The following is a 25687-nucleotide window of genomic DNA, read 5'->3' as shown; positions in this document are numbered from 1 at the left end:
TCCAATAAGCATATTTTATGAAGGTGGAGTCTTTAAGCGAGATTTTAGCGTTCCTGCTAAGTTCATATCCTCAAGCTTAATCCTGAGAAACCGCCGAATTTTGGTTAGAAGATTTTTGCCGGACTCCTTTATCCTATCCTGAAGGAATTGTAAGCGATGTTCCTCTACCATGAATCGCCAAAGAATATAGGACAGGTAGGATGATATTTTCGATATTTGAGTGTTAGATTGGTTTTGCGAAGCGGAATAAATCGATTTATTACCTGACTGTATGCCTTCTTCAACAATCTCTACAAATTTCCTGGCTATTTTATCTGGAGAATACTTCTCCCAAATGAGATTTTGAGCTTTTTCAAGGTAAGCTTTTCGGGAGGAGGAGGAGCGATATTTTTGAAGGGCTTTTAGCAACTCTTCAGCATTAGAAAATATGGCGTCATCAACACCTGCCTCTCTGGCAATCCGAGCGTATTCAGGGGTATCAGAGACTATGGCAGGAACTCCCCAGCAGATGCTTGTAATCATCTTATGGTTACTCTTCTGTCGGTCGTATAGAGAACCATCGTGCATTAAACAAGAAAGATCGCAACTCTGAAGGATATGAAGAAAGTTAGTAAGACTCCAAGGAATAACTTCAAACTTTAGTTCTGGGCAAAGAGAATTAACTAATTCTTCAGAGCCACCGCAAATTACTATTTGAATGTCAGGTAAAGATCCTAAAGCTTTTACATATTTTGTAAACATGTGTAAGTTAGACGATGTTCCAAACCAAAGAACTCGTAACGGCGATCGCGTAATTGGTTCTAATTTAGATGGTTCAGTAGGTGAATAATCTACAGAGTTATGCCAAACCTGGACATTAAGCCGCTTATGGCTTTGCAATAACCATTTTGCCCGACCAATGGTATCTGTTGTAATTAAGTTGGCTCGTAAGAGCATCTCATAGCACAAACGCGGTGATGTCCACCACCAAAGAGCTGAGCCAAAATCATCTATATCATAAATAATGAAAGCACCATTTGATATAGCACGGTCAACGTAGGAAAGAATTTCCGGTGTTACCCGTTTTTGAACGACCAAGACATCCCTAGTGCCAAGCTCATCAAATCGTGTTTTAAAATCTAAAATATTTTCATGCTCGGCACTGTGTATATTAACTTGAATTCCAAGATTTTTTAAGGTTGAGGTTAAGCTAAAGACACGAAGACGGGAGCTGGCCGTATTCATATCACCAGCAGGTAAAAAATAAATTTTAGGTAACTGGAAAGACATCATAGTCAATGCAAAAGTAAGAACTTAGTGAAAATGGCTAGAAGAACTTTACGGACTATCAAGCATTGTGCTCCAAAAGTGTAATTAATGAGCAGAAGTTTTATTTGGATATATCTTTTTCATGTATAGTAATGAATGGTCATAACCAATGCTCAAGAAACCTCCATGCTCTTCATTACTTGCCAGGAATAATTCCTATTTCTCTGGGCTTGATTTAGCAATTTGCATAGCCTCAGCCTCACTAAGCAAAATATATTTAATTTCTCTTTCTTGTTGTTTTTTGAACAAAATTACTTTTCTAATTTTATTTTGAAGCAACTTTATAATACTAGCTTGATAAAATTTTGAATCAGTCCATTCCCGATGGCCTATGTAGGTAAATGGATGTTTACCTACTATATCAATTCGATACCCTCTAGATTGAATTTTTTTAGATATCGCAATCTCGGCGGCAACGGCTCTACCCTTAGTATCATTATCTGGAAGTGGAAAACCATCTATTTCAAGAAGTACGTCGCGCGTAGTAAAAAGCACCAGACTCTGCAAGTGATCTGCTTTTTCCCCACACGGAATATTGTGAGTTTTTAAATAATCAAGATAATTGTCAACATTAGGAAATAAATCAAATCCTGATGCAACATCATAATAGTGCACCACTTGATTAAAGTAAGATTGTTTAAGTTCTGACCATGCCTTATCCCAATTTGGATTTGTACGTTCTCCAAGCAAGCCGAGAGTAGGATCTGAATGGAATCTATCTATAAAGCCTGAATACCAATTGTCATCCAAAATGAAACAATCGTCCTGAATAAAAAGATAGTTTTTAGCCTCAATTGAACGCCAACCCTCTTCCCACGCAGCTATATTAAATCCACTATTAGGACGATTTACTATTTCTATGTTATATTTTTTGAATTTTCTAGGAAGACTAAAAAAAATATCAGTACCTCCATTACACACCAGAACAATTGGAAAGGACAATTCATCTTTGATATTTACAATTTGATCAATTAACTTATATAAAAACTTAGGGGATGACCCAACCCAGTATGAGATAACTACACACAAATGATGCATAATCCAGAGACCTTAGTGGAAATAGTATAGGAATGTTATATATTTTCTATTAATGTCCAAAGTCTTGGCTGATAAAATAAGCATTGACTCATATTTTCAGATTTTTCAATACTAAATTCAAAAGATTCAATTGCATCTAAAATATAAAGAGAAGACTTGCTTATGCCGAGTTTCATGCTGTATAAACCAGGCTTTAAGCAAAGATATTGCATTTGTACTTGTAGTTCATGCTCTCCTGGCTGTATGTTGAAATATTTATTGTCATTAAAGCTACTCAAACGTAAAATTGTTTCATCTCCACCAGATTCTTCTCTTACTAATAAATTCAAGGTTACATTGTCAATACTTTTATGAACTTGACAGCCTATACAAAAAGTAACCCTTTGTCCACTAACAAGAGATTTAGCTATCTTGCCTTCATTATCTTTAAAGCATAAATAAGTAATATTTAAATCTGTTCCTTCTTCAACCGATTTTTTGGGTAAAACTAACTGATTTGCAAGGTTTCCTCTGTTCTTCATGAATAGATCTTCTTCATATCTATTCATAATTGAGCTTGTATCTCCTACTGCAATTACATTACCTTGTGACAAATAAATTGATGATTTACAGACACCTAGGATAGCATTTGGATCGTGTGAAACTAGGATGAAAGTTGTGCCTTGCTCACGTAATTTAGCCAAGTAGCGGTAACATTTAACTCTAAATTTTATATCACCTACTGCTAATACTTCATCAATTAATAAAATTTCTGGGTTTACGTGAATCGCGCAAGCAAACCCTAACCTTGCTGCCATCCCAGAACTGTAACTTTGGACTGGTGCATCAATCGCATCACCAATTTCTGCAAAATCTACAACTTCATCAAAGCGTTCATCAATTTCTTTCGTAGATAATCCTAAAATTGACATATTGGCATAAATATTCTCCCGTCCTGTCAAGATTGGATTAAATCCTGCTCCTAATGCAATTAATGGTGCTACTCTACCATTCACTTCTACAAAACCAGTATCTGGTTTAATCAAACCTGCAATAATCCTTAGCAGAGTTGATTTACCACTACCGTTTTTTCCAACTAAGCCTAGTGCTTCTCCTCGCCGTAATTCAAAACTGACATTATCTAGTGCCCAAAATTCCTTGGTACGCAACTTATCACTCTTCTCTCGTAGCCCTAATAACTCAGAGGTAATATCTTGAACACCATACATCAAAGACCGCTTCAAATCCCGACAAAATTTTTTGGAAACTCCATTAACTGAAAGTACAATCTCACTATCGCTATCCTGTGGCTTTAGTGCCATTTCTTGCTCATTGATGCTAATCGTCATTATGAACTAATCCTCTCAATTACAAAGGGCATTGCAAGACGATAAATAACCCAAGCCAGTAGCAATCCTAATATTGCAATTAAGCTTGCTATCCAAAATCCCTGCGGGTCTGATATAACGCCTGTTGTTGCTAATTCTCGTGTCGTTACTAACAATGGAGTAACAGGATTTAGCTTCACAATACTGCCAAATACGCCATTACTGGGAACTGGATAAACCACTGGCGTAATAAATAGCCAAAATCCCGATATTAAGGTTAAACCTTTGGAAAAATCTTGATATAAAGCTCCCATTGGGGCTAAGAGCAATCCGATAAATGTTCCTAGCAATATTAAATGAATTAATGCTACTGGCGCTAGAATTATGCTCCAAGTTACTGGAATTTTATACCAGATAAATAAGCCCAAAATTAAGATGAGCTTGATGCCAAAGTTAAAAAATACTTCTCCTAATTTGGCAACAATCAATGCTTCGCGGGGGAAGTTAATTCTTGCCAACATTGCTTTAGCTGCTGTTACTGCTTGTACTGGGCCATTTAGCGCTTCAACAAAGGTCTGCCACAGTGACATACTGAACATAACATAGGCTGCATAGGGTAATTCTGTATTACCAATGTTGACAATACCACTACTTTTAGCAAGAGTAAAACCAGCGGCTGTAATTACTGGAGGGATAAATGCCCAGAAAATTCCTAGCAACGATTGACGGTATTGAGCGCTAATATCTCGGACTAACAACCGCCAAGCTAATTCTCGCGATGCTAGTAAATCCCGCCCCATTTCTCGAAATAATTGTAGCGGATGTCTTATTCGACTTTCAGGTCGATACACAACTCTGGTTTTTTTCAGCATCATACAGATTCATAATTTATGGGGCAAATTCTATCTATCTCCTGCCAGAAAGTAAAATAGCTCTCTGCATTTCCAAAAGTCTTGCCAATACTACTTTTCAGCCCAATCTGCCTTAAGGATGAGTATCGATTACTTATTCATTTACTTAGCTGTATGTTGGATAACTATATATAAGGCCATATGCGATCGCTTGAAACTTTACGATCTGTGCTTTTCCAAAAAAAATACTTCTTTGGATAGGTGCGCAAACATGATTTTTTAATCGCCAGTCCCGTCAACAAAGGCTTCTGCAACACGACCTGATGATATTAGTTGTTTGGTCGCCAACCATATAAAAGGTGGAATCGTTTTAATATAACGACTCCAAAGACGGCGTGGTTCTTGAATCCAGCGATAAAACCATTCAAATCCTAATTCTCTAACTATGCGGGGTGCTCGCTTATGAATTCCTGCGTAAACTGGGAAAACTCCTCCCATCCCAAGCATGACTGCCTGAATTTTACCTTTATGCTGAGCCATCCAATTTTCCTGTTTTGGACATCCAAGGGATACAAATACTAGACCCGCACCACTTGAATTGATCTTATTAATTAGTTCGGTATCTTCATTCTCAGTCAATGGACGAAAGGGTAAGGGTTCCATCGCTGCGATTTTCAACTGAGGAAATTCTTGCTCTAGTCTTTTTCGCATTCTAGAAAGGATTTCTGTTTGCGAACCTAGAAAGAAAACACTAACATTTTGTATTTGAGATAGCTGGCACAATCCTTGTAGAATATCCATCCCGGCTACGCGATCTTGGGAATGCGCACCCATGCGCCGCATCATCCAAACTAGAGGCATACCATCAGGAGTGACGACATCCGCATTTCGTAATACACTAGCAAACTCTGGATTCCAGTGGGCCTCCATCAGCATGTGTACGTTAGCTACGCATACTGTTCTACTCTCGCGGGCGATCGCCCATTTCATGATTGTTTGGATCTGATCTTCAAACCGTAAGGCAGTAATGGGAAAATCCAGAACTTTTTGTTTGGGCAGAAATGTTATTTCTCCCATAAATTCCTCCTGTGTCAAAGACAAAAATCATCAACATCAACTAGTCCATTTCCAACTGTGGAACAATTAGGTGGTACTATTGCTGACTTTTTTCTAAGCTTTTGGCATGGTCTGACTCACATGGAGATGCAATAGCTTTATCAGTAAATTTCTGGTTACCCTGGTATTTTTCAAACATCTGACCACCGTATATTAGTTTACAAGTTGAATTGCGGCTTTTCCCAAAACTGTGTACAAACTTCATGGTTACTTTATAATTAGTTTGTCTTTTCTTCATACAATCATTACAATTTATGTAAATATAATTAACTGAATAATTTTTTTTCTTTTAGATAGTTATTTATTATCAGTAAAAATACAAACAGTAAAGCTACTATCGTCTGATATGTAAATATAGGAAATTACTAGCTTTGATAGATACAAAGACGGAAATCTATTTAAATACTGGTTAATGGCTATACTTCGCCCTAAAGTAGATATTTACAACTAATATTAAGTCTGGTTGTTTAACTATGACTCTCAAATGATCGCTTATCCTGGTTTACAGAAGCTTTGATACTAAGTAATTAGATGGAGTTGATATCAAGCTACAGATAAGCAAAGATGTAATTCTAAGCATCTGTGGTTGCAAACTTTCCAGAAATTTTTTGTATAAAATTCCTGATTAAGCTACTATGTTCGCTAAGGACGTTGTTGCAGACTGAGAGTTCCCGCAGGTGCTTGCTGAGAGGCTTCTGACAGATTAAGCAAAAGTGAATAGGCTGATTTTATAGGTTTTGCAACTAAATATTTATTCTCCCTATTCTGCAAGACTAGGGTCATCTGTCTTAACGGTGATTTCATCAGAATAGTTAATTGAAAATGTAATTTTTATCATAAATTGCTAATATTTTTTGATTAGATAAATATACTTTATTGTTACTTATATAACTTCTTATGTTTTCAGATAGAAAAATTTGTTTTTGTTGATTGAGCAACATAAAAAAGGAGAAGATAAATTTATCTTCTCCTTTGCCATTATTTTTAGTATTGTCTGCTTTTTTCTCTTCTTTCAGCCTTTGTCGCAACATCTGTCTTTGTTTTTTAAGTTGCCGCTTTCTTGCTGAACCACCTTTACCTTTATCGTTCCGTCCCTCTCGACGAGGAGATTCCCATCTTTTCAATCTCATAATTTTCCATCTCTGTTAAAGTTGACAAATTTAGAAACTAGTTATCCTATCTTATGTGCATATCATAGCGCTTTTTAAACTGCGATCGCTTAATTAGTTATAGCTACTATGTTAGTAAAGCTTGATGAATAAGTTAGTATGCGATCTCGACTTTTCTCCGTATAAGTACTTAATTTAAGTTTTGCATATTTTACTTATATATAAAGTATTTATTTTTAGAAAAATGTATAAACAGGTACATTTTAGTCGTATTCAATAAAATTACTCTTTAGCGCTCACAGTTTTGGAAGATGCATTAAAAAAATAGACGCATTGGTCTGCTTAATGGTTTCCATAAATTTAAGCAAGTATGTCATAAATACTAAGATGACATCTAGTGTTTATGACCTTGGTTTATAAGTCTTCTCTATCCAAGCGATTGTGCTTGCTAGAGAAACTTAAGAATTGAAAATTTCTGATAACTATATTTTTTATAATGGGCAGGAGGAGAATCGAACTCCTATGACCGCAAGGTCGCCACATTTTGAGTGTGGTGCGTCTACCAGTTTCGCCACCCGCCCTTAGATGCAACTTTACTAATATACTCTATTCAAGAGTTTTGTGACAAGGTATTGATAATTATTTCAGAATTCTTGCTAGTTTGGTACGTATGTATTACTAAAATCATACTTTTCGGAATGCTGGAACACACGCTACAAAATACACTTTGTATTGATGGGCTGCTAGAAATTTAATACTTGACTAACGAAGGATCAATATCTTGTAGCTGGGCACAACCGCTAAGTGCCATAGCTAGGCTTAACTCAGTTTGTAGTAGCGAGAGTATATGAGATACACCTGCTTTTCCAGCTACCGCCAGCCCCCATAAAATAGGACGCCCAATGAGCACAGCTTTTGCTCCTAATGCTAGAGCTTTTAGAATATCTGTACCTCGGCGGATACCTCCATCTAACAGTACTTCAGCTTTGCCATCCACAGCTGCAACAATCTCTGTTAAAGCCTCTAAAGATGCGATCGCACCGTCTAGTTGTCTGCCACCATGATTGGAAACAACAATTGCTTGAACTCCGCACTCTACAGCACGTACAGCATCATCCCCGCGCAAGATCCCTTTTATTACTAAAGGTAGAGGACAAATAGATTGCAACCATGCCAAATCTTTCCAAGTTAACGCTGGGTTTAGCTGCTGGGCAAAATAGGTAAATAACCCAGACTCGCCTTGTGCATGAGAAATATCTAGTCCTGAGATAGTTGCAAGATTGGCTGCGTGTAAACCTGGTGGTAAGGAAAATTCGTTACGTTTATCCCGTTCTCTTTGTCCTAAAAAAGGTGCATCCACCGTCAAGCAAAGTGCTTTGTAACCTGCGTTATCGGCTCTTTCGACTAAAGCGCGAGTTAAACCTCTATCTTTGTGGATATAAAGCTGGAACCATTGCAGGGTGTTGGGAAAATTTTGCTGAACAGCAGCGACTTCTTCAATAGTTTTATTAGATAAAGTACTTAAAATCATACCCACCCCTGCTGAAGCCGCAGCTGTTGCGGTGGCTACTTCTCCGTCTGGATGAGCCAGACATTGAAAAGCCATTGGTGCAATTAGTAAGGGTAGGTCTAGAGGTTGTCCTAATATAGATGTAGTCAAGTTGCGATCGCTCACATCTACTAACATTCGCGGCCGCAGTTTCAGGCGCTCAAAAGCCGCGCGGTTTTCTCGTAATGTAATTTCATCCCAAGCACCGCTGCTATAGTAATCAAGCGCCATCTGTGAGAGATGCTCTTTTGCTAGCTGTTCGTACTCAAAGAGGTTAATCGGTTGCAAGTGATTGTGGATCGTGACTAGGCGTTAAATATTCTAAAATCTCACGCAGAGGCGCAGAGGAGATGAAGTTTTGATAATTTAATACCAATCTACCAGTTTCGCCATCCACCTTTGGGTGTAAGTTCGGTAGTTGACTGAGGTTGGTGATTGTGCAATAAAGTTTGATATTCTTGGCTACTTGCCCAACGATCAATTTCTCGAGCTCGCAGTACGGGTACGGGGTGAGTTAGTTGGGCGGTGCGGGCGGCTTTGACCATTTCACCCAGTTCTGTTTTACTAATATCATCGTAGGCGCGAGCTTGGGCAACAAAGGCATCAAGATTTAGTTGCGGTGCCAAGCTGGGGGAGCCACCTGCTAGCTTCATCAAAACTGACATCACAACTTTAGGATTTTGGGTGGCTAACAATGCGGCGCGATCGCAGGTAAACTCAGCGCAGCGCACCCATTCTAAAAGCTGTGTCTGTATAGCTTGAGCAATAATAGCTCCGACATTAGGCAAGATTGTTGCTGCTAATACTAATAAATTTACAGGAGTCAGGTAAACGCTGTGGTCACATTTAAGATGTCCTAACTCATGGGCAATGACTGCCTGAATTTCCTCTGGTGTGAGGATATCTATGAGGGACGTATGCAGCACAATAAAAGGTTGCTGACCCCGCATGGCAAAAGTGTAAGCGTTAGGAGCCGGATGCTGCCTAATGTACAACTGGGGAGGCTCTATATCTAATACTTTGCAAGCATCTACCAACAGCTGATGTAAATCGGGCAGTTGGTTTTCACCCACGAGAACGCTGGAGGCAATATTTTCTACATAAAAAACCTGCTCTGCCATTGGCCCCAGCCAATTCCGCACCATCATATCTAGACCTGGTATTTGTTTGAGAGCTTTAGTAGCTTCCAAATCTAATGGGTGACGAAAGGAGTCAGCTTTTAAACCAATCAGCGGTGTTTTTAATAAAGACATGGTGTAACAAGCTTGAAAAAAATAGCATTTTGGAATGCTGCTAGTTTAGATAAACAGCCTCCCAAAGCTAGTATAACGATTAAGTAAGGGTGGGCATTGCCCACCTACCTACTATGTCGTTATCGACGCTGGGGAATTGCTCGTATTCGGGGCAAGTTCTGCATCTGTCGATGGTTCACTCACACGCAGGATTCTTGCGCCCAATTGCTGCAACTTCGCATCGAGTTGATCGTAGCCGCGATCGAGGTGGTGCAATCCCTGAATTGTAGTTGTCCCTTCTGCTGCCAATCCAGCTAAGACTAAAGCTGCGGATGCTCGCAAGTCTGTGCCTAATACTGGTGCGCCTGATAACATCGGGACTCCACGGACGAAGGCTGCATTACCTTTAACACGAATATCTGCCCCCAAGCGATTTAACTCTGAGGCATGACGTAACCGATTCTCAAATACAGATTCGTTGATCAAGCTGTCGCCTTCTGCCAAAGTCAGCAAAGCCATAAACGGCGCTTGCATATCTGTGGGAAAGCCTGGATGCGGTAAGGTTTCAATATCAGTAGCTTTAAGGGTTGTCGCTGGCAGAACACGTAAGCAATCCGGAGCTTCCTCAATGATAGTCACGCCAATATCACGTAACTTGGCAATGACTGGGATCAAATGCTCTGGACATACTCGTGACAAAGTCAGTTCTGAGCGGGTGATGGCTCCAGCAACTAAAAACGTTCCGGCCTCAATGCGATCGGGAATGATGTTGTATTCTACTGAATGCAACTTGGGAACCCCAACGATTGTAATCGTACTGGAACCAGCCCCCTGAATCTTCGCGCCCATCGCATTACAGAAATTTGCCAGATCGACAACTTCTGGTTCTCGTGCGGCATTTTCGAGGATCGTTTCGCCATCAGCTAGAGTAGCAGCCATCATCAATGTTTCTGTTGCTCCCACACTGGGAGTGTCCAGATAAATTCTGGCTCCTTTTAACCTGCCATTGCTACCAGGAACATAGGCATTACAAATTCCATGCTCAATCTGAACTTCGGCTCCCATCGCTTGCAGTCCGCGGACGTGCAAATCAACTGGTCTGGCACCAATTGCACAACCTCCTGGTAATGGCATCTGAGCCACTCCCAATCGCGCCAAAATCGGACCAATGGCAAAAAAACTTGCCCGCAGTTGGGTAACTAATTCGTAGGGAGCCTTAGATGTAGTAATTTCGCTGGCATTGATATCTAAAGTGTCATCTTTTCGGGTTAAGCGAATACCCAAAGCTGATAAAACCTGACCCATCCGTTCCACATCCGCTAGTAAAGGAACATTACGGATGCGGCAATCGCCTGAACATAGCAAGGTTCCAGCCATGATGACCAGTGCTGAATTTTTGGCCCCGCTAATTTTTACATGACCTCGCAAAGGATGCCCTCCCCAAATTTGCAAGACTGAGGAGTCTGCTTCAAGGGAGGATTTAGCATCTGGTAAGCTGCTAGAAGTATTAATAAGCCTACCTCCGAAATAAATATGTCAATTTTAAAGGGTTGAAGTTGGTTTTGATTCTACAGTAAAGATTTGATTTGTCTACAATTTGTACTTGGATATTGCATAAATAAATTGTTGTTTTTGCTTGGTCATGACTGCTGAAAACACCTAGGAGTAAGCGTTATAGAGATTTAAAAATTCTTAAGATAACAAAAACAAGAAATTATTTCCTTGGCAAAACTCTATACTCAGTAAAAACCGGGCAAAGTACTTGACAAATATTGATAAATGAGTAACGATAAGAAATTGTCGATAATAAGCAAATGCCAGCGGAACTGGCGGAATTGGCAGACGCGCTAGATTCAGGTTCTAGTGCCGCAAGGCTTCCGGGTTCAAGTCCCGGGTTCCGCATTTGAGTAATGAGGAGCCAGTGTGTTGCGGTGAGCAGTGCGTTGGGCGGCTAGCCTTCGGCAACGCCAAGGGCGAACGCCGACTTGAAGCAACTGCGAACCCGAAGGGAGGTTCCCTCCATTGTAGCAACTGGCGTTGCTGAGTCTAGAGTCCTGAGTAGGAACAAGACTCAGCACTCAGCACTTTCAACTCAGTACTTTCATGTTGACCAGTTTACAAAATTCCTTAGTCAAGCAAATCCGCAAACTGCACTCCACGAAGGAGCGGCACAAGCAGCACCTATTTTTATTAGAAGGGACGCATCTGTTAGAGGAAGCTTGTGCGGTCAATTATCCGTTAGTAGCGGTGTGCTGCACCCCAGAATGGCAATCAGCCCATCCTGCACTCTGGGAGGAAGCTTGTAGTCGATGCGATCGCGCCGAAATTGTCAGTGAAGAAGTATTAGAGGCGATCGCTACTACAGTCCAACCAGATGGGGTAGTCGCAACAGCAAAAAGGAGCGATCGCCAAACTCAATTGCCTGTGACTGGCATAGTTCTGGCTGTGGAAACTTTGCAAGATCCTGGCAATCTCGGTACGATTATTCGCACAGCGGCGGCGGCGGGAGCGTCAGGTTTGTGGTTGAGTGGGGATAGCGTAGATTTAGATAACCCGAAAGTTTTACGTGCCTCTGCTGGGCAGTGGTTTCGTTTAGCGATGGCAGTGACAGAAGATTTAAAAACTACTATCCAACAAAGTCAGCAAGCGGGAATGCAAGTAGTAGCAACCTTACCCAGCGCGACTTTAACTTATTGGGAAGTAGACTGGCGCAAACCCAGTTTAATTTTATTGGGGAATGAAGGTGCTGGTTTGTCGGCAGAGATAGCAGCAATGGCAGATCGGCAAGTAAAAATTCCTCTAAGTCCGGGCGTAGAGTCTTTGAATGTAGCGATCGCAGCGGCTTTAATGTTGTACGAAGCCCAGCGGCAAATGATTGATCAAGACTGAGGAATTTTGATTTTTGACGATTATTGTTTGCGTTCGGCAAAATATTGCTCTATGTCAGCAACTGCATCTTCAAAAGCTTCTATATCAATAGCTGCTAACTCTTCATCTTCTTGAGCTAGTTGGGCATCGCTGACACTACCATTACCATTATGTAATTCTGGGTTAGCTTCACCCTCGGTCGGTTGTTCTTGTAATATATCCTCTAATTCATCCAAGGCTGCTTGAAACTCTTGAGCGGCAGTTTGGCGTTGTTCTTGCTGACGTTGCTCCATAATCTTGACCTGAGAATCTGAATTTACTGGCATAATCTTGAGTGTATTGACTACAGTTTAATATTTTGCATATTTCACATCATAGTCTCGGCTATCTGGAATAAATTATCCTAACCTGTATCAAATTTACATACTTCAGGTAAAAAAGTCTAAGTTATTTCATCTTCCCATCAGTTAGTCGCCCCAGAGTGGAGTGTTGCCAAAAATTTATCTAACATCATACTGGGGATCGGTCGTGGACGCATTGTCTTGACATCCACCCATACCCATAGTGCTTCGGCTGTGACTAGCAAATCCTCTTGGTTTTGTTTGCGGATTTCGTAACGTCGGAAGGCGCGAGTACCACGTATTTCCCTCAACCAAGTGGTGACTTCTAGAGTATCTCCTGCTACTGCTGGACGCAGATACTCAATTTCTACCCGCCGCATCACAAATACACCACCTGATTCCTGATAGATATCTAAAGTTAAGCCTAAGTGTTCTGAGTGTTCAATAGCTGCCTGTTCCAAGTAGTTTTGGTAGACAGCATTGTTGACATGTCCGAGAGCATCCATCTCGTAGTGTCGAACTCGTAGTAAAGTTTTAAATATTTGCATGGGTGAATTGCTAAATTGGCGCTGTTTTAGACTTTCTCTATATTAGTTTTTCTGAATCGGCAATATTTATATCTTTAGAGTAGATCAAACCGTGCTAGAAAAATACGAAGACACAGGCGATCGCTTGTTCATGTTCAGCACAAGCGATCGTTTTCAATGGCTGATTAGCCTCTAAAGTGCTGACTACGAACGTAAAGCAATACTAGTCTACCTCGTACATCTGTTTGTGTCGGGCTAAAAGTTGGAGATATTTTTCATTGGTCTTTGCTTGTATCCACTTAGCTTTAAATATTGCCGCTGATTCCGCTTTAATTGGATCTACATCATAGGGGAGAATTTCTTTCTTCTTACCCGATTCTAGTTCATTTTTTTGATACTTTCTGCCGCTTTTATGATTAGCATAACGGCGGGATCTGGTATATCCCATTTGTAAAAACTTTCGTGCCATATCTGCACCCACGAAATCATCTTGCTCTAAATAAGCAAGAAAAATCTCGTAGATTTTTTCGCTCGACTCCTTAGCGATTTCAGGATTTTTAAATCGCCAATAGGGAAGAATTTCTGATTTGTATGGTTCAACCAAAAGTACACCCTGCTCACCTTTACCAACACGATAGAGTTCAGGATGTTGGCGAAAATTGAGATTTTGAAAGTCTAAAGAATAATCAAAAGGCATGGTAAGTTTTTAGGATAAATAATAAACTCAAAACAAAGAGTTAAACTTCTATCCTTGTAGGGAAAGTTGATTCTGCCATGCTATCTAGCTCCTGTGCAAACAGTGTCTTAACTCCAGGTGTTTTACGGAAAGTGCATCACATTGCTCTCAACGTGAAAGATATGCAAGCTTCCCGACACTTTTATGGCACAATTCTAGGTTTACATGAACTTAAAGGTGATGAAGTACCCGCAACCTTAGTTGAACTTGTCGCCGTTGGGAAAGTAGCTAACTTCATTACTCCCGATGGCACAATTCTGGATTTATTTGGGGAACCAGAATTATCACCACCCGATCCCAATCCAGACAAGACTTTCACCAGAGCATACCACTTAGCCTTTGACATCGATCCGCAGTTATTTGAGCAAGCAGTGGCAGTAATCAGAGACAATCAAATTGCGATCGCTCATGGTCCTGTTACCCGTCCTACTGGTAGAGGTGTATACTTCTACGATCCTGATGGTTTTATGATAGAGATTCGTTGCGATCCAGTTTGATAGAGAGGACTAAAGTTCTCACTATAAATTTTTTAAGTATGACCATTCAAACGAAGATGATATCAATGCAGATATTTCAAGTCATCGAAGAAGCAATTACAAAACCGCCAATTCCTCACGAACCATATAAGCAATCATTGAAAAATTGGGCCATGTATTGCCTTAGAGATAGAGGTTTTAAGGTAGTTTATGCGCAAAATGCTGATTTTGCTATTGAACCCAAGGGTGAAAACAAGCTCTATTTTAAAGTCACAAATAATTCAGATGACGTAGACAATTCTTGTAGTTGGATAGTTTGGGATAGTGCAGCCAAACGCGCCAATCTCATTCCAAAACAAGACTGACACGGAGAAATTTTCATAAACCCCTCCGGACACGGGCGATCGCACTCATCCGTCAAGTTTATTTCGTTGATTGGGTTCATTCCCAATCAACAATTGCGATCGCTGAAAGTTCTTATATTTGGATAAAGTCGAAATGATAGCACTATTGCTATCTCCTCTGTGCTTGCTGTCCAAGGTAAAATTGAATTTATTGGTGACGAAATGCCAATCGATACCACAGTGTTTTTCGCTTGAGCCTAGCGTCAACCAGTAGGTGTTTGAAAACAACAGTCAAATTTTCCGCCCTAAAAGCTTACTCCTGCTAGGTTTGAACCCTTTTCTACAGAGTTTGAGGTTGACGCAAACTCTCTAACCCTTTCTACACAAGCTTTTGAGCTTATTTTACTCATGACACCCTTGACAACCCAACGCCACAAAAGCTACTTTGATTGGAGGTTGACGAAACTGTACCTTGAAAACCAAATATATCAATGCTTTCAACTCCGGGCGATTGCAATTAATTAAAATCCCTATCAGGGATTGAAACCTCTCGCAGAGAAGATTTTTCTTGCTCTTGTACTTGAGATTGCAATTAATTAAAATCCCTATCAGGGATTGAAACATCTCTATTTAAATCTTTACCTAGTTCAAGTATCATTGCAATTAATTAAAATCCCTATCAGGGATTGAAACGAAAGATACAAGTAGAAAGCAACCGGAAAGCCAAAATTGCAATTAATTAAAATCCCTATCAGGGATTGAAACCAAGATTATACTAATAGACAATTTGAGGGACAGGATTGCAATTAATTAAAATCCCTATCAGGGATTGAAACAGGGTTGTACCTAAACAACCCCCTAAATTCTTAAAATTGCAATTAATTAAAATCCCTATCAGGGATTGAAACCTCTTAAGGAGTGATACAGTTCCTTGTGTGCCTTATTGCAATTAATTAAAATCCCTATCAGGGATTGAAACAACTACACCTTACGCTTCTAATACTGCTGTTGCTCAATTGCAATTAATTAAAATCCCTATCAGGGATTGAAACCTAGATTTTATTTGGGAATAACTGCACTAGAAGCTCTTATTGCAATTAATTAAAATCCCTATCAGGGATTGAAACTTTTATCGCGTAAAGATTTAGCTATTTCCTGACTATTGCAATTAATTAAAATCCCTATCAGGGATTGAAACAAGAATGGTTACAGTGGTAGCCCATTGTCTAAATAATTGCAATTAATTAAAATCCCTATCAGGGATTGAAACTGATAAAAACCAAATCCTTGGCGAATCTGTTCCTTATTGCAATTAATTAAAATCCCTATCAGGGATTGAAACAATTTTTCCCACAAGTTACCGCGATAGCTTCGCTATTGCAATTAATTAAAATCCCTATCAGGGATTGAAACATATTGTATGCCCTACAACAAGAGACTGCGACAGATTGCAATTAATTAAAATCCCTATCAGGGATTGAAACTTTATCCTGTTTCTTTATTACGAATAATTCACCCCGATTGCAATTAATTAAAATCCCTATCAGGGATTGAAACTTTTGAGATTGCTTACTTGGCGCACTTAACAGCAAGAATTGCAATTAATTAAAATCCCTATCAGGGATTGAAACAAAAGAAGCAAGGGCGGGGGTATTCCGCTGGAGCATTGCAATTAATTAAAATCCCTATCAGGGATTGAAACTTTGACTGGGTAAAATTCAAACAATCCTTTATCTATTGCAATTAATTAAAATCCCTATCAGGGATTGAAACTGAGTGAAATGCTTTTTTAGTATTCATAGTTTTTATTATTGCAATTAATTAAAATCCCTATCAGGGATTAAAACTGACCATTTTTAACTTTTTAAGCTAATGTCATTCCATTAGCCAGGACTGCAATTGACACAAATGAACGGTTCTTCCTTAAGAAAGACTATGACACTACGGCATTAGCAATACTCTGCATCTCACAAATTGCATAATTTTGAGCCAATGCTAATAGATTTCATTATTGCTAGACCTAGGTTTAACTTTTTTTACTTATCATTCCACCACTCACGTGCCAATGAGTACATTTTCATGTACTGATAGGAATATAGTACAAATGAAGTTTTGTGAAGCGAGGACTAGGAATGTACATTGTACAGATTGCCTCGGAATGTGCTCCTGTAATTAAAGCAGGCGGTTTAGGGGATGTTGTTTACGGATTAAGTCGGGAATTAGAGACTCGGGGACATTGTGTCGAGCTAATTCTGCCCAAGTATGACTGTATGCGCTACGACCATATTTGGGGGCTGCATGATGCCTATCGCAATTTATCTGTGCCCTGGTATGGTGGAGCCATTCAGTGTTCAGTGTACTGTGGTTGGGTACATGGACGGGTGTGTTTCTTCATTGAACCCCACTCTCAAGATAATTTCTTCAATCGGGGCTGCTATTACGGTTGCAATGACGATAATATGCGCTTTGCCTTCTTCAGCAAAGCTGCTTTGGAATTTTTACTTCAAAGCAATAAGCGACCCGATATCATCCATTGTCATGATTGGCAAACAGGCTTAGTTCCAGTCATGCTCCATGAAATGTACAAATATTATGGCATGGAGTATCAAAGAGTTTGTTACACCATCCACAACTTTAAGCATCAGGGAATGGGCGGTGTAGAAACTCTTGAAGCCACAGGTTTAAATCGACCAGAGTATTATTTCCAATACGATAAACTGCGTGACAACTTTAACCCCTTCGCCGTGAACTTTATGAAAGCGGGTATTGTTTACTCCAATGCTTTCACCACAGTTTCACCAAATCACGCTTGGGAAGCGCGTACTAGTGAAGTTGGTTGTGGTTTGGGTCATACTTTGCACTTGCATCAAGATAAATTCCGTGGGGTACTCAACGGTATTGATTACGATTTTTGGAATCCGGAAGTTGACCGCTACATCCCCCATAACTATACCAAGGAAAATTTTGAACAAAAATTCGATAACAAAAAAGCTTTGCAAGAGCGACTTCTGCTTCGCCAAGATGATAAACCAATAGTTGCTTACATTGGCCGCTTAGATAATCAAAAAGGTGTGCATCTTGTTCATCACGCCATTTATTACGCCCTCAATAAAGGAGCACAATTTGTATTACTAGGTTCGGCGACAGAAGCAGGAATCAATGCTACTTTTCAACATGAAAAACAATTTTTAAATAGCAACCCAGATGTACATTTAGAACTGGGCTTTAATGAGGAATTATCCCACCTGATTTATGCAGGGGCAGATATGATTGTTGTTCCTAGCAATTACGAACCCTGTGGGTTAACTCAAATGATTGGCTTGAAGTATGGCACTGTACCAATTGTGCGTGGTGTCGGTGGCCTGGTGAATACAGTATTTGACCGCAACTACGACGAGAATGTACCACCAGAAAAACGCAATGGCTATGTGTTTTATGAAAGTGATAATCAGGCGCTTGAGTCAGCAATGGAGCGAGCAATTGATTTGTGGTATTACTCTCCTGAAGAGTTCCGCCAACTAGCTATTCAAGGTATGGAGTATGACTACTCATGGAATGTCCCAGGCACGGAATATGTAGAGATTTATGACTGGATAAGACACAAGTGGTAGTATCAACTCGCTTTAATTGTATTACATACATGATGATCCGCACAATAATGTGTAGCTAGCAGCGTAATTGACACTCTACGATTATCTAAATAGTACATTGATCAAGAGGCGGTTTTGCCGCTTCTTTTTCTTGCTTACAACTATTTCTTAGATAAATAAACTCTATCTTTTTATCTCGTGCATAGACGTGGAGTGGCTTCCCGCAGAGTAGGCACAAAGAAGAACACAAGATTATAGCCGAAATCAATAACTTATATCGAAAAATAGAAAAGCGATCGCCGCAGCAACAAAAACCTCGGCGACAAACCGAGGTAATGAGGAAGAGGTTAAATGACCATGAGATCTACTGATACCGAAATCAAAAAATCTTAGCTAACACTCAAGCCAACCAAGACGATGGTGGTGACAAGTAATGTAGCGAATGCACCTTGCAAAAGATATTTGCGTTGTTCCCAAATTGCAGGGTACTCAGCATAGTACATCTGGGGTTCGGTTGCGTAGTTATTGAGAACGCCGTCTTCATTAACAGTGGTATACATAATTTTTTCTCTTGCTTATTTGTTAACTTATGTAAATAAATTTAACAATATTGTTACAAAAAGTCAACACAGCTTGACAAATAATTGTGGATAGTATGGATAAATGGAGCTTATCAGTAAACATATGACAATCTCTGGTTAGCAATCCTCATCTTTGGAGCATCTAGTGCAGTCACCCGCAAGCTAACAGAAATATTGGTGCCCATCACTTCATAGGCGATCGCAATCCAATTTCATTGTGTAATGTTTTATTTGTGGGCAATCTTTGCGCCTTGATGGTGCTGATAACAATCTACTGGCGACAGTGGAATAGAACGAATTTGCGACAGCTATCAAAAAGAGATTGGATCAGCCTCACCACAGTAGCTATCTTATCGGGAGCGCTGGCCCCTGGCTTAAAGGAATATAGCTGTTTACGGTTGAAGAAAGCATCTTGCTACAGAATAAATACTTAGCAGCTTTGCATTAATTCGGAGATTTTTTAACCGCACAGAGAAATTCAGATTGGTGGAAGCCTGCAATCTGAACTTCTGTGGGCAGAGTATTTCTGAATTTAATTCGTTACGAACTTGTTAAATTATGTACTTAGTAATTAAAAACTGTTTTTTTCTCCTCACTTAAATAGACTAAAAACCTTTTTCAGACGTCTGGAGAAGACTTTGGTCACCAAAAACAATTTCAATGGGAACTAGTAATTGCTATCCCCTGTCTAACACAAGTATGTATATCTATGTAGAGATACATAGCTTAAGGGCTTTTAACATGAAGTTTGTAATTATATTAGGATTGCATCTCTAGAAATTGTTATAGAAAAAAGCTTTGACTGTATTAGAAACTGAGTACAGTGGTACCAGCAGATATGAATATTATGAAACGTAAATTGTGGATGAGTTATCTGTTTGCTGTTTTAGTCTGTCTACCTTTTGGTGCTGTCAGCACAACCAAACTTTTAGCAGCAAATCCAATTTTCCAAGTAGCACAAGCGAAGTCTGCTTATGACCAATATATGCGTTCTGGCTACACTGCAACTAGACAGCGAAACTACCGCAGAGCTTTGGGGTTATTTCAGCAAGCAGCACAAATACGCCCTGGAGATAGATATGCTACTGCGGCAATTAGAAATGTTACAGGTTATATTCAAGGTCGCAGAAGTTTGATTGGCTTTGTTCCGGGGAAACCTGGTAGGGTAAGGTCAGCAGCATCGCGGGGAGCTTGCTTTCAGAATGGAGAGGTTGCTATTCCTCTAATTCCGACAAGCAAAGAAGCTCAACATACCACAAAAGACCATCCAACATTCTTTTTCTACATTCCTAAAACTTCTCAAACAGTAGCAGGGCTAGAATTTGTTTTGCGGGATGATGATAATAGTGAGCCGTTATATAAAGAAACTTTCCCACCAGTTGGGCAGGCTGGGATTGTTAGTGTAACCTTGCCTGCTAACCAACCATCTTTAAAAGCAGACAAAGAGTATACTTGGACTTTTTCAATGATTTGCGATCCTAACAGCCGCGATCTAGACGTGTATCTAGAAGGCAAAATTGAACTCATGCAGGACGAAAACATTACTGCTCAGATACAAGAGACTTCAAAACCTTTAGATCGTGCGGTTCTGTATGCAACAGCTGGATTTTGGGAGAACGCACTCAGCATTTTAGCTGATTTACGCCGTGAGAATCCTACCAATCCTGAAGTTCAACAATATTGGGCAGATTTATTGAAATCGGTGAATCTTGAAGAGGTTACAGATAAACCTCTATTGCCGTGTTGTACTGCCCAGAAATGAATCAATAATTAGTTACAGACCCGGTTTGTTAAAAGAAACCGGGTTTTTTCATATTTTTAGGACTAATATTGGCGAAACGCCTTCCCGCAGGGTACGCTTTCAGCGAACAAGAAGCCGCTTCGGTTGCAATGACAAGTATTTATCCGAACTTGGTAACTCAACTGCAAACTTCTATTAGGTGCGATCGCACTTCACAAAATTTGGAATTAATGTCTTTTTTACTACCAGGCTGAGAAAATCATCAGCCTCGCCATTTGCCTTTGTAGATGAGTAGAATATTGGGTAATTTTTCTACAAAAATCTACTTAATTTCTTTAATCATCGTGTATACAGAAAATACCGAACAATCCAAGGGCAATACTGGCATGGTTCGAGCTAATCGCCAACAGTTACGGAAATTGGGATTAGTAATTTTACTAGCTATCAGTAGCGTCATTACCACATTGACGGATTCTGCACGCGCTCAAATCACCCCAGATGGGACATTAGGCGCAGAAAGTACAAAACTGACGCCAAATGCCAATGTTCAAGGATTACCTGCAACCTTAATTGAAGGCGGCGCTACCAGAGGTATCAATTTATTCCAGAGTTTCTTAGAATTCAACATCGGTGATGGACAACGAGTTTACTTTGCTAATCCCGCAGGCATCGAAAACATCTTAACTCGCGTTACAGGTAGCGATCCCTCAAAGATTTTCGGTACTTTGGGTGTGGATGGCAAAGCAAATCTGTTTTTCCTCAATCCCAATGGTATTGTATTTGGCCCCAATGCCCGCTTAGATGTTACAGGTTCATTTCTGGCGACGACAGCCAATAGCTTTGGATTTGAAAATGGCTTAAAGTTCAGTGCTACCAATCCCGAAGCAGCGCCACTACTAACAGTCAGTTTGCGTCCGGGGTTGCAGTTTGGCGCAAATCAATCTGCAAGTATTAGCAATAGTGGCAATTTAAGCGTTGGGCAAGATTTGGCCCTAATCGCTAGCAATCTCGACTTACAAGGTAGGTTACAGGCAGGTAGAGATTTAACACTACTTGCTCAAGATACTGTCAAAGTCAGAGATACAGTTGCAAATCCATTCATTGCCTCTGCTAGTAATCAGTTAATTGTACAAGGCTATCGCGCTGTCGATATATTTGCCCTCAATCACCCCGAAAGTGGCTTGTTCTCCGGCGCGGATATGGTGTTGCGCAGTCCCAATACAGTAGCTGGAGATGCTCACTACTGGGCTGGTGGCAATTTTCGCATTGAGCAACTAGATGGTAATTTAGGAAATCTTTCCAGCCCTGGTGATCCCATCATTCGGGCTAGCGGAGATGTGAGTTTCAATCGCTATCAAGGAGCCTCTTTGCACATATTAGCAGGGGGTTCTGTGAATATTGGCAGTCTTACTATTACAGGCGCAGATGCAACTAACCCTGCGAACTCAATCACAGAAAATGTGCCGCTATCAACCAGCCTACCCAATGGCACGAATTCTGTTGCTATTAACGGTGGAGGGGAACCAACCTTAGATATTCGCGCCGGAACTACTGCTTTTGGAACCCCAAGACTAACACCAAATCCTATTCCTGGTGCTATTGGTATCATTAATCCTAACGCACCTAGTTCAAGTGCAGATATTAATATTGGTAGCATTGCAAATTTAAATTATTCTGGCACAGGTGAACCGATAAAGGGCAAAATTCTTTTAACTAATCAGTACGCAGCTAATGGACTGCCTGGTAATATCAAAACAGGAGCGATCGCTACCTTTGGTGATGTCACTATTGATTCACGCGGTGACATTGTAACTAACGAAGCAATTGATATTTCTTCTGGTATTGATAGTAATAATAATATTCAATTCATTGCCAATAAAAATATCCTCATTGGAGGCGATTTACTCTCCTATTCACATACTGGAAATGGAGGTAATATCACTCTCATTAGTAAGAACGGTAGTATTGATATAACGGCTGGGACTATAGCCTCTGATACTTATGATGGAGTTGCTGGAGATGTAAATCTTCAGGCTGCTGGTGATGTCTACCTCGGAAATATACTAGGCGGTAACATCAATATTCTGGCAGGAGGCTTGTTCACCTTAGACAATGTTTTTGTCAGGAGTGAAACATATGGATCTGGAAATGCAGGCAATATTGATGTTGCTGCTCAGTCTGTGTTTCTTAACAATGGTGCTCAACTCAGAAGTATTTCCTATGGAAGCGGGAATTCAGGCAATATTACTGTTAAAGCGCAAGATATTCTTTCCCTCACTGGTAATGGCGATCAAGACGAGCTACCAACTCCTAGCGCCATTTTTACATTAGCCAATCTGAACTCTACAGGTAATGGAGGAGACATTAACATAACCACAAATTTGCTGGTAATGCGGGATGGTTCGGAAATTTTAGCTAATAATTTCGGCTGGGGAACAGATACAAAGGCTGGCAATATTACAATTCGGGCTACTGGCAAAATCAGTTTGGATGGCTACCGCGTGCGGCAGAATGATATTCCTGGAACTGGTATAGCTAGTAATGTGTCTTTCTTTGGTTACGGTAAACAGGGAGGCACAATTGATATTGCATCTGCGGCCTTAGATTTGACAAACAGCGGTTCTATAGCCAGCAATCTTGAAAGGGGCGCAAACGGGCAAGGGGGCAATATCAAGCTCAATATTGGTGGAGATATTCTGATCTCTGGAGTTGGTCAAGCTGGCCCGAGCGGTATATTTGCGCTGACACAACCCACTAGCGTTGGCAATGGCGGAACAATAGAAGTTAAGGCAGGGGGTACTATATCCTTGCAGAATGGTGCTGAGGTAAAAACGGATAATAATGGTTCTGGTCTAGCGGGATCTATAAAAATTACCGCTGGGGACAAAGTATCTGTTGAAAATAGTAATGTTACTAGCGAAAGTAACTACAATAATGAGTCTCAATTCTATTCTACTATCGATATCGCAGCTACGAAAGGGTCAGTATTTTTGAACCAGGCTAGGCTAAGTACTACCAACTTGGGTTTAGGCTTTGCAGGCGATATTAGTATTAGTGCCCGTGATGAAATTTCTATTCTCAATAATTCAAATCCTCCAGATCGGCTTGAAAGCGAAAAAAAAGGAATATTTAGCAATGGTAATTTAGGAAATATCTTTATTGGCTCTTATCCGGAGGATAGCCCGCTCATTCCTAAAAAAGTCACGATTGACAATTCCTTCTTGACTACTAGTAACCGAGTGGAAGGGAATAATAGCGAAAATATACTTGCTAAAGATGCGGGCAATATCATAGTTAAAACTCTTGGAGATTTATTTCTAACTAGTAGTAATTTAGAAACTGCAACTTATGGTTCAGGTTCTGGAGGAAGTATTAGCGTTGAGGCTAATTCAGTATCTTTAAGCAACAAAAGTTCTCTATTGGCTAATACTCAAGGAAGTGGAAAAGCAGGAAGCGTAAATGTTAACACAACTGGTGGTGCAGTATCACTTTCTGAAAGTAGTATCAACACTGGTAGCGATGGGCTAATTCCCACAGAACCCAAAAATGTAGAAAAGAAAGAAGGTCAAGGTGGTGGTGATATCAATATCACAGCTAATTCTTTATTACTAACAAAAAACTCTCTTCTAAATGCTAGTACTTTTGGTTCAGAAAACAGTGGTAATGTCTATATTACGGCAGATAAAACAGTATCTTTTACAGACAGTTCTATTTTAAATGCTAGAACTTACACAGGTGGAAATGCTGGTAATGTCAACATCAATGCTCAGGAACTTTCTTTTAGTAATGGAGCGTTGATCCAAGCAGAAACTTTTGGCAGTGGTAATGCAGGTAATCTAAATATCAATACTCAGTTATTGGCATTAAGTAATACATCAAGAATCGATGCTCAAACTTTTGGTAGTGGTAATGCAGGTAATGCAAATATCAAAACACAGTCCCTTTCATTAACAGAGGGTTCGAGAATCAATGCCGACACTTTTGGTAGTGGCAAAGGTGGCAATATTACTATTGATCCTCTCATTTCTCAAGACCAAGCTGTTGTCACTATGTCTGGTGCAGCACCTGGGAATGGATTTTCTAGTGGATTCTTTGTTAATACAGAAAGCGAACAACCAGATGCTGGACCTGGTGGCAACATCACTATTAATACTGGTAATTTAAACATTAAAGATGGTGCTGTTTTGAGCGCTTCTTCTAAAAGTAGCGGTATTGGTGGCAATATCAACGTTAGTGTCAATAATCTTGATATTGCAGGCGGTGGACAAATTATTACTAATACCTATAGAAGTGGACAAGCTGGTAACATCAAAATTAATGCAACTGATAATGTGACGATCGCTGGTCAGGACTTGGCATACGATCAACGATTGAATGAACTGAAAAATCAAATCAATTCAATTCAAGATACCTACGATTTTGTTGCCCCAGAAAATGATAGTGAAGCTAGACGTATACTCGGGTCAATTAATCAATATAGTGGATTGTTTGCTAACACGGAAGCGAATTCTACTGGTAATGGCGGCACGATTAATGTTGAATCACAGCAAGCCACCATTAAAGACAGTGCCAGAATCACTGTAGATAGTCAGGGAACAGGTGTTGCAGGTAGTATTAGCATGAGCGCTAATCGTCTGACTCTGGATAATCAGGCAAAGATTACCGCCGACACCAATAGCGGCCAAGGCGGTAGCATTACACTCAACTTGCAAGATTTATTGCTGTTTCGCCGCAACAGTGTTGTCTCCACTACCGCAGGTAGACAAGGTGCAGGTGGTGATGGGGGTGCGATCGCAATTAATCTAGATACTGATCGAGGCTTTATCGTCTCCCCTGCTGTGGAAAATAACGATATCTCTGCGAATGCTTTCTCTGGTAGCGGTGGCACCATCGAAATCAATGCCAAAGGAGTGATTGGCTTAGCAACGCTGACTAGGCAAGAACTTGAGCAAAAATTAGGCACAACCGACCCA

The 25687-nt window shown here is 40.2% G+C and carries 19 protein-coding genes, 2 tRNA genes, 2 pseudogenes and 1 CRISPR repeat array; of the genes and pseudogenes, 9 read left to right on the top strand and 14 right to left on the bottom strand.

Going from position 1 to position 25687, the window contains the following annotated elements:
- Positions 1-15: 15 nt before the first annotated feature.
- From BV372_RS36020 to murA, 10 genes and pseudogenes are all read right to left on the bottom strand, one after another.
- On the bottom strand, positions 16-1224 hold the full coding sequence (locus BV372_RS36020; protein WP_179197987.1) for a glycosyltransferase: 1209 nt from the start codon (positions 1222-1224) through the stop codon (positions 16-18).
- 240 nt (positions 1225-1464) lie between these two features.
- A complete protein-coding gene (locus BV372_RS05455; RefSeq protein ID WP_086684332.1) occupies positions 1465-2346 on the bottom strand; it encodes a glycosyltransferase family 2 protein in 882 nt (293 codons plus the stop codon).
- A gap of 35 nt (positions 2347-2381) precedes the next feature.
- Positions 2382-3674 carry an ABC transporter ATP-binding protein gene (locus tag BV372_RS05450; protein WP_086684329.1) on the bottom strand — a complete coding sequence of 431 codons (1293 nt, stop codon included), beginning with the start codon at positions 3672-3674 and terminating at the stop codon, positions 2382-2384.
- Positions 3674-4528 carry an ABC transporter permease gene (locus BV372_RS05445; RefSeq protein WP_373270745.1) on the bottom strand — a complete coding sequence of 285 codons (855 nt, stop codon included), beginning with the start codon at positions 4526-4528 and terminating at the stop codon, positions 3674-3676. The genes BV372_RS05450 and BV372_RS05445 overlap by 1 nt, the downstream gene beginning before the upstream one ends.
- A gap of 255 nt (positions 4529-4783) precedes the next feature.
- Complete coding sequence (locus tag BV372_RS05440) at positions 4784-5581, bottom strand: WecB/TagA/CpsF family glycosyltransferase (protein ID WP_086684326.1); 798 nt, start codon at positions 5579-5581, stop codon at positions 4784-4786.
- A 980-nt stretch (positions 5582-6561) separates the two neighbouring features.
- Positions 6562-6750: pseudogene (locus BV372_RS38180) on the bottom strand (hypothetical protein); the annotation flags it as partial.
- Positions 6751-7226: 476 nt separating this feature from the next.
- Positions 7227-7310, bottom strand: a tRNA-Leu gene (locus BV372_RS05425).
- Between the two features lie 170 nt (positions 7311-7480).
- On the bottom strand, positions 7481-8578 hold the full coding sequence (locus BV372_RS05420) for an alpha-hydroxy acid oxidase (RefSeq protein ID WP_086684317.1): 1098 nt from the start codon (positions 8576-8578) through the stop codon (positions 7481-7483).
- A gap of 77 nt (positions 8579-8655) precedes the next feature.
- Positions 8656-9531: a M48 family metallopeptidase gene (locus BV372_RS05415; protein ID WP_086684314.1), complete on the bottom strand. Its 876-nt coding sequence runs from the start codon at positions 9529-9531 to the stop codon at positions 8656-8658.
- Between the two features lie 111 nt (positions 9532-9642).
- On the bottom strand, positions 9643-11022 hold the full coding sequence (murA, locus tag BV372_RS05410; protein WP_086684312.1) for a UDP-N-acetylglucosamine 1-carboxyvinyltransferase: 1380 nt from the start codon (positions 11020-11022) through the stop codon (positions 9643-9645).
- Between the two features lie 308 nt (positions 11023-11330).
- Here murA and BV372_RS05405 point away from each other — a divergent pair.
- Both BV372_RS05405 and BV372_RS05400 read left to right on the top strand, forming a co-directional pair.
- Positions 11331-11412 (top strand) — tRNA-Leu (locus BV372_RS05405).
- Positions 11413-11613: 201 nt separating this feature from the next.
- Positions 11614-12399, top strand: a complete 786-nt coding sequence (locus BV372_RS05400; RefSeq protein ID WP_086684309.1) for an RNA methyltransferase — start codon at positions 11614-11616, stop codon at positions 12397-12399.
- A 20-nt stretch (positions 12400-12419) separates the two neighbouring features.
- Here the strand turns inward: BV372_RS05400 and BV372_RS05395 are convergent, their stop codons facing one another.
- The 3 genes from BV372_RS05395 to BV372_RS05385 form a co-directional block, all read right to left on the bottom strand.
- Entirely contained in the window at positions 12420-12704 is a 285-nt protein-coding gene (locus BV372_RS05395) for a hypothetical protein (RefSeq protein WP_256973090.1), read from the bottom strand.
- A gap of 137 nt (positions 12705-12841) precedes the next feature.
- Positions 12842-13267: a thioesterase family protein gene (locus BV372_RS05390; protein ID WP_086684306.1), complete on the bottom strand. Its 426-nt coding sequence runs from the start codon at positions 13265-13267 to the stop codon at positions 12842-12844.
- Positions 13268-13469: 202 nt separating this feature from the next.
- Entirely contained in the window at positions 13470-13943 is a 474-nt protein-coding gene (locus BV372_RS05385; protein WP_086684303.1) for a DUF4385 domain-containing protein, read from the bottom strand.
- A gap of 77 nt (positions 13944-14020) precedes the next feature.
- On the opposite strand from BV372_RS05385, the gene BV372_RS05380 reads away from it, so the two are divergent.
- From BV372_RS05380 to glgA, 3 genes are all read left to right on the top strand, one after another.
- A complete protein-coding gene (locus tag BV372_RS05380; RefSeq protein WP_086684300.1) occupies positions 14021-14479 on the top strand; it encodes a VOC family protein in 459 nt (152 codons plus the stop codon).
- A 65-nt stretch (positions 14480-14544) separates the two neighbouring features.
- Positions 14545-14823, top strand: a complete 279-nt coding sequence (locus BV372_RS05375) for a hypothetical protein (protein WP_086684297.1) — start codon at positions 14545-14547, stop codon at positions 14821-14823.
- A gap of 489 nt (positions 14824-15312) precedes the next feature.
- Positions 15313-16649: direct repeats of the CRISPR family, unit length 37 nt; unit sequence ATTGCAATTAATTAAAATCCCTATCAGGGATTGAAAC.
- Between the two features lie 285 nt (positions 16650-16934).
- Positions 16935-18413 carry a glycogen synthase GlgA gene (gene glgA, locus BV372_RS05370; RefSeq protein WP_086684294.1) on the top strand — a complete coding sequence of 493 codons (1479 nt, stop codon included), beginning with the start codon at positions 16935-16937 and terminating at the stop codon, positions 18411-18413.
- 368 nt (positions 18414-18781) lie between these two features.
- Here glgA and psb34 read toward each other — a convergent pair whose 3' ends face one another.
- Positions 18782-18952 carry a photosystem II assembly protein Psb34 gene (gene psb34 / locus BV372_RS35015; RefSeq protein WP_143844983.1) on the bottom strand — a complete coding sequence of 57 codons (171 nt, stop codon included), beginning with the start codon at positions 18950-18952 and terminating at the stop codon, positions 18782-18784.
- A gap of 144 nt (positions 18953-19096) precedes the next feature.
- On the opposite strand from psb34, the pseudogene BV372_RS05365 reads away from it, so the two are divergent.
- The 4 genes and pseudogenes from BV372_RS05365 to BV372_RS05355 all read left to right on the top strand — a co-directional run.
- A pseudogene (locus BV372_RS05365) lies at positions 19097-19350 on the top strand (EamA family transporter); the annotation flags it as partial.
- 470 nt (positions 19351-19820) lie between these two features.
- The gene (locus tag BV372_RS05360; protein WP_256973089.1) at positions 19821-20735 is read left to right on the top strand and encodes a DUF928 domain-containing protein; all 915 of its coding nucleotides are present in this window, start codon (positions 19821-19823) and stop codon (positions 20733-20735) included.
- 68 nt (positions 20736-20803) lie between these two features.
- Positions 20804-20968, top strand: a complete 165-nt coding sequence (locus BV372_RS36010; RefSeq protein ID WP_179197985.1) for a hypothetical protein — start codon at positions 20804-20806, stop codon at positions 20966-20968.
- A 132-nt stretch (positions 20969-21100) separates the two neighbouring features.
- Positions 21101-25687, top strand: a 4587-nt coding sequence (locus tag BV372_RS05355; protein ID WP_218776684.1) for a filamentous hemagglutinin N-terminal domain-containing protein, incomplete at its 3' end; no start/stop codon positions are given.

Source organism: Nostoc sp. T09, assembly GCF_002154695.1.
In the GTDB taxonomy this organism is placed as follows: domain Bacteria; phylum Cyanobacteriota; class Cyanobacteriia; order Cyanobacteriales; family Nostocaceae; genus Aulosira.
The sequence above is the reverse complement of the archived record's forward strand: the minus strand, read 5'-3'. Positions and strand labels throughout refer to the sequence as shown.

Excerpts from the sequence above, each read along its gene's own strand:
- BV372_RS36020 (WP_179197987.1), bottom strand. The coding sequence starts at position 1,224 with ATGAATACGGCCAGCTCCCGTCTTCGTGTCTTTAGCTTAACCTCAACC.
- BV372_RS05455 (WP_086684332.1), bottom strand. The coding sequence starts at position 2,346 with ATGCATCATTTGTGTGTAGTTATCTCATACTGGGTTGGGTCATCCCCT.
- BV372_RS05450 (WP_086684329.1), bottom strand. The coding sequence starts at position 3,674 with ATGACGATTAGCATCAATGAGCAAGAAATGGCACTAAAGCCACAGGAT.
- BV372_RS05445 (WP_373270745.1), bottom strand. The coding sequence starts at position 4,528 with ATGATGCTGAAAAAAACCAGAGTTGTGTATCGACCTGAAAGTCGAATA.
- BV372_RS05440 (WP_086684326.1), bottom strand. The coding sequence starts at position 5,581 with ATGGGAGAAATAACATTTCTGCCCAAACAAAAAGTTCTGGATTTTCCC.
- BV372_RS05415 (WP_086684314.1), bottom strand. The coding sequence starts at position 9,531 with ATGTCTTTATTAAAAACACCGCTGATTGGTTTAAAAGCTGACTCCTTT.
- BV372_RS05400 (WP_086684309.1), top strand. The coding sequence starts at position 11,614 with ATGTTGACCAGTTTACAAAATTCCTTAGTCAAGCAAATCCGCAAACTG.
- BV372_RS05395 (WP_256973090.1), bottom strand. The coding sequence starts at position 12,704 with ATGCCAGTAAATTCAGATTCTCAGGTCAAGATTATGGAGCAACGTCAG.
- BV372_RS05390 (WP_086684306.1), bottom strand. The coding sequence starts at position 13,267 with ATGCAAATATTTAAAACTTTACTACGAGTTCGACACTACGAGATGGAT.
- BV372_RS05385 (WP_086684303.1), bottom strand. The coding sequence starts at position 13,943 with ATGCCTTTTGATTATTCTTTAGACTTTCAAAATCTCAATTTTCGCCAA.
- BV372_RS05380 (WP_086684300.1), top strand. The coding sequence starts at position 14,021 with ATGCTATCTAGCTCCTGTGCAAACAGTGTCTTAACTCCAGGTGTTTTA.
- BV372_RS05375 (WP_086684297.1), top strand. The coding sequence starts at position 14,545 with ATGCAGATATTTCAAGTCATCGAAGAAGCAATTACAAAACCGCCAATT.
- glgA (WP_086684294.1), top strand. The coding sequence starts at position 16,935 with ATGTACATTGTACAGATTGCCTCGGAATGTGCTCCTGTAATTAAAGCA.
- psb34 (WP_143844983.1), bottom strand. The coding sequence starts at position 18,952 with ATGTATACCACTGTTAATGAAGACGGCGTTCTCAATAACTACGCAACC.
- BV372_RS05360 (WP_256973089.1), top strand. The coding sequence starts at position 19,821 with ATGAAACGTAAATTGTGGATGAGTTATCTGTTTGCTGTTTTAGTCTGT.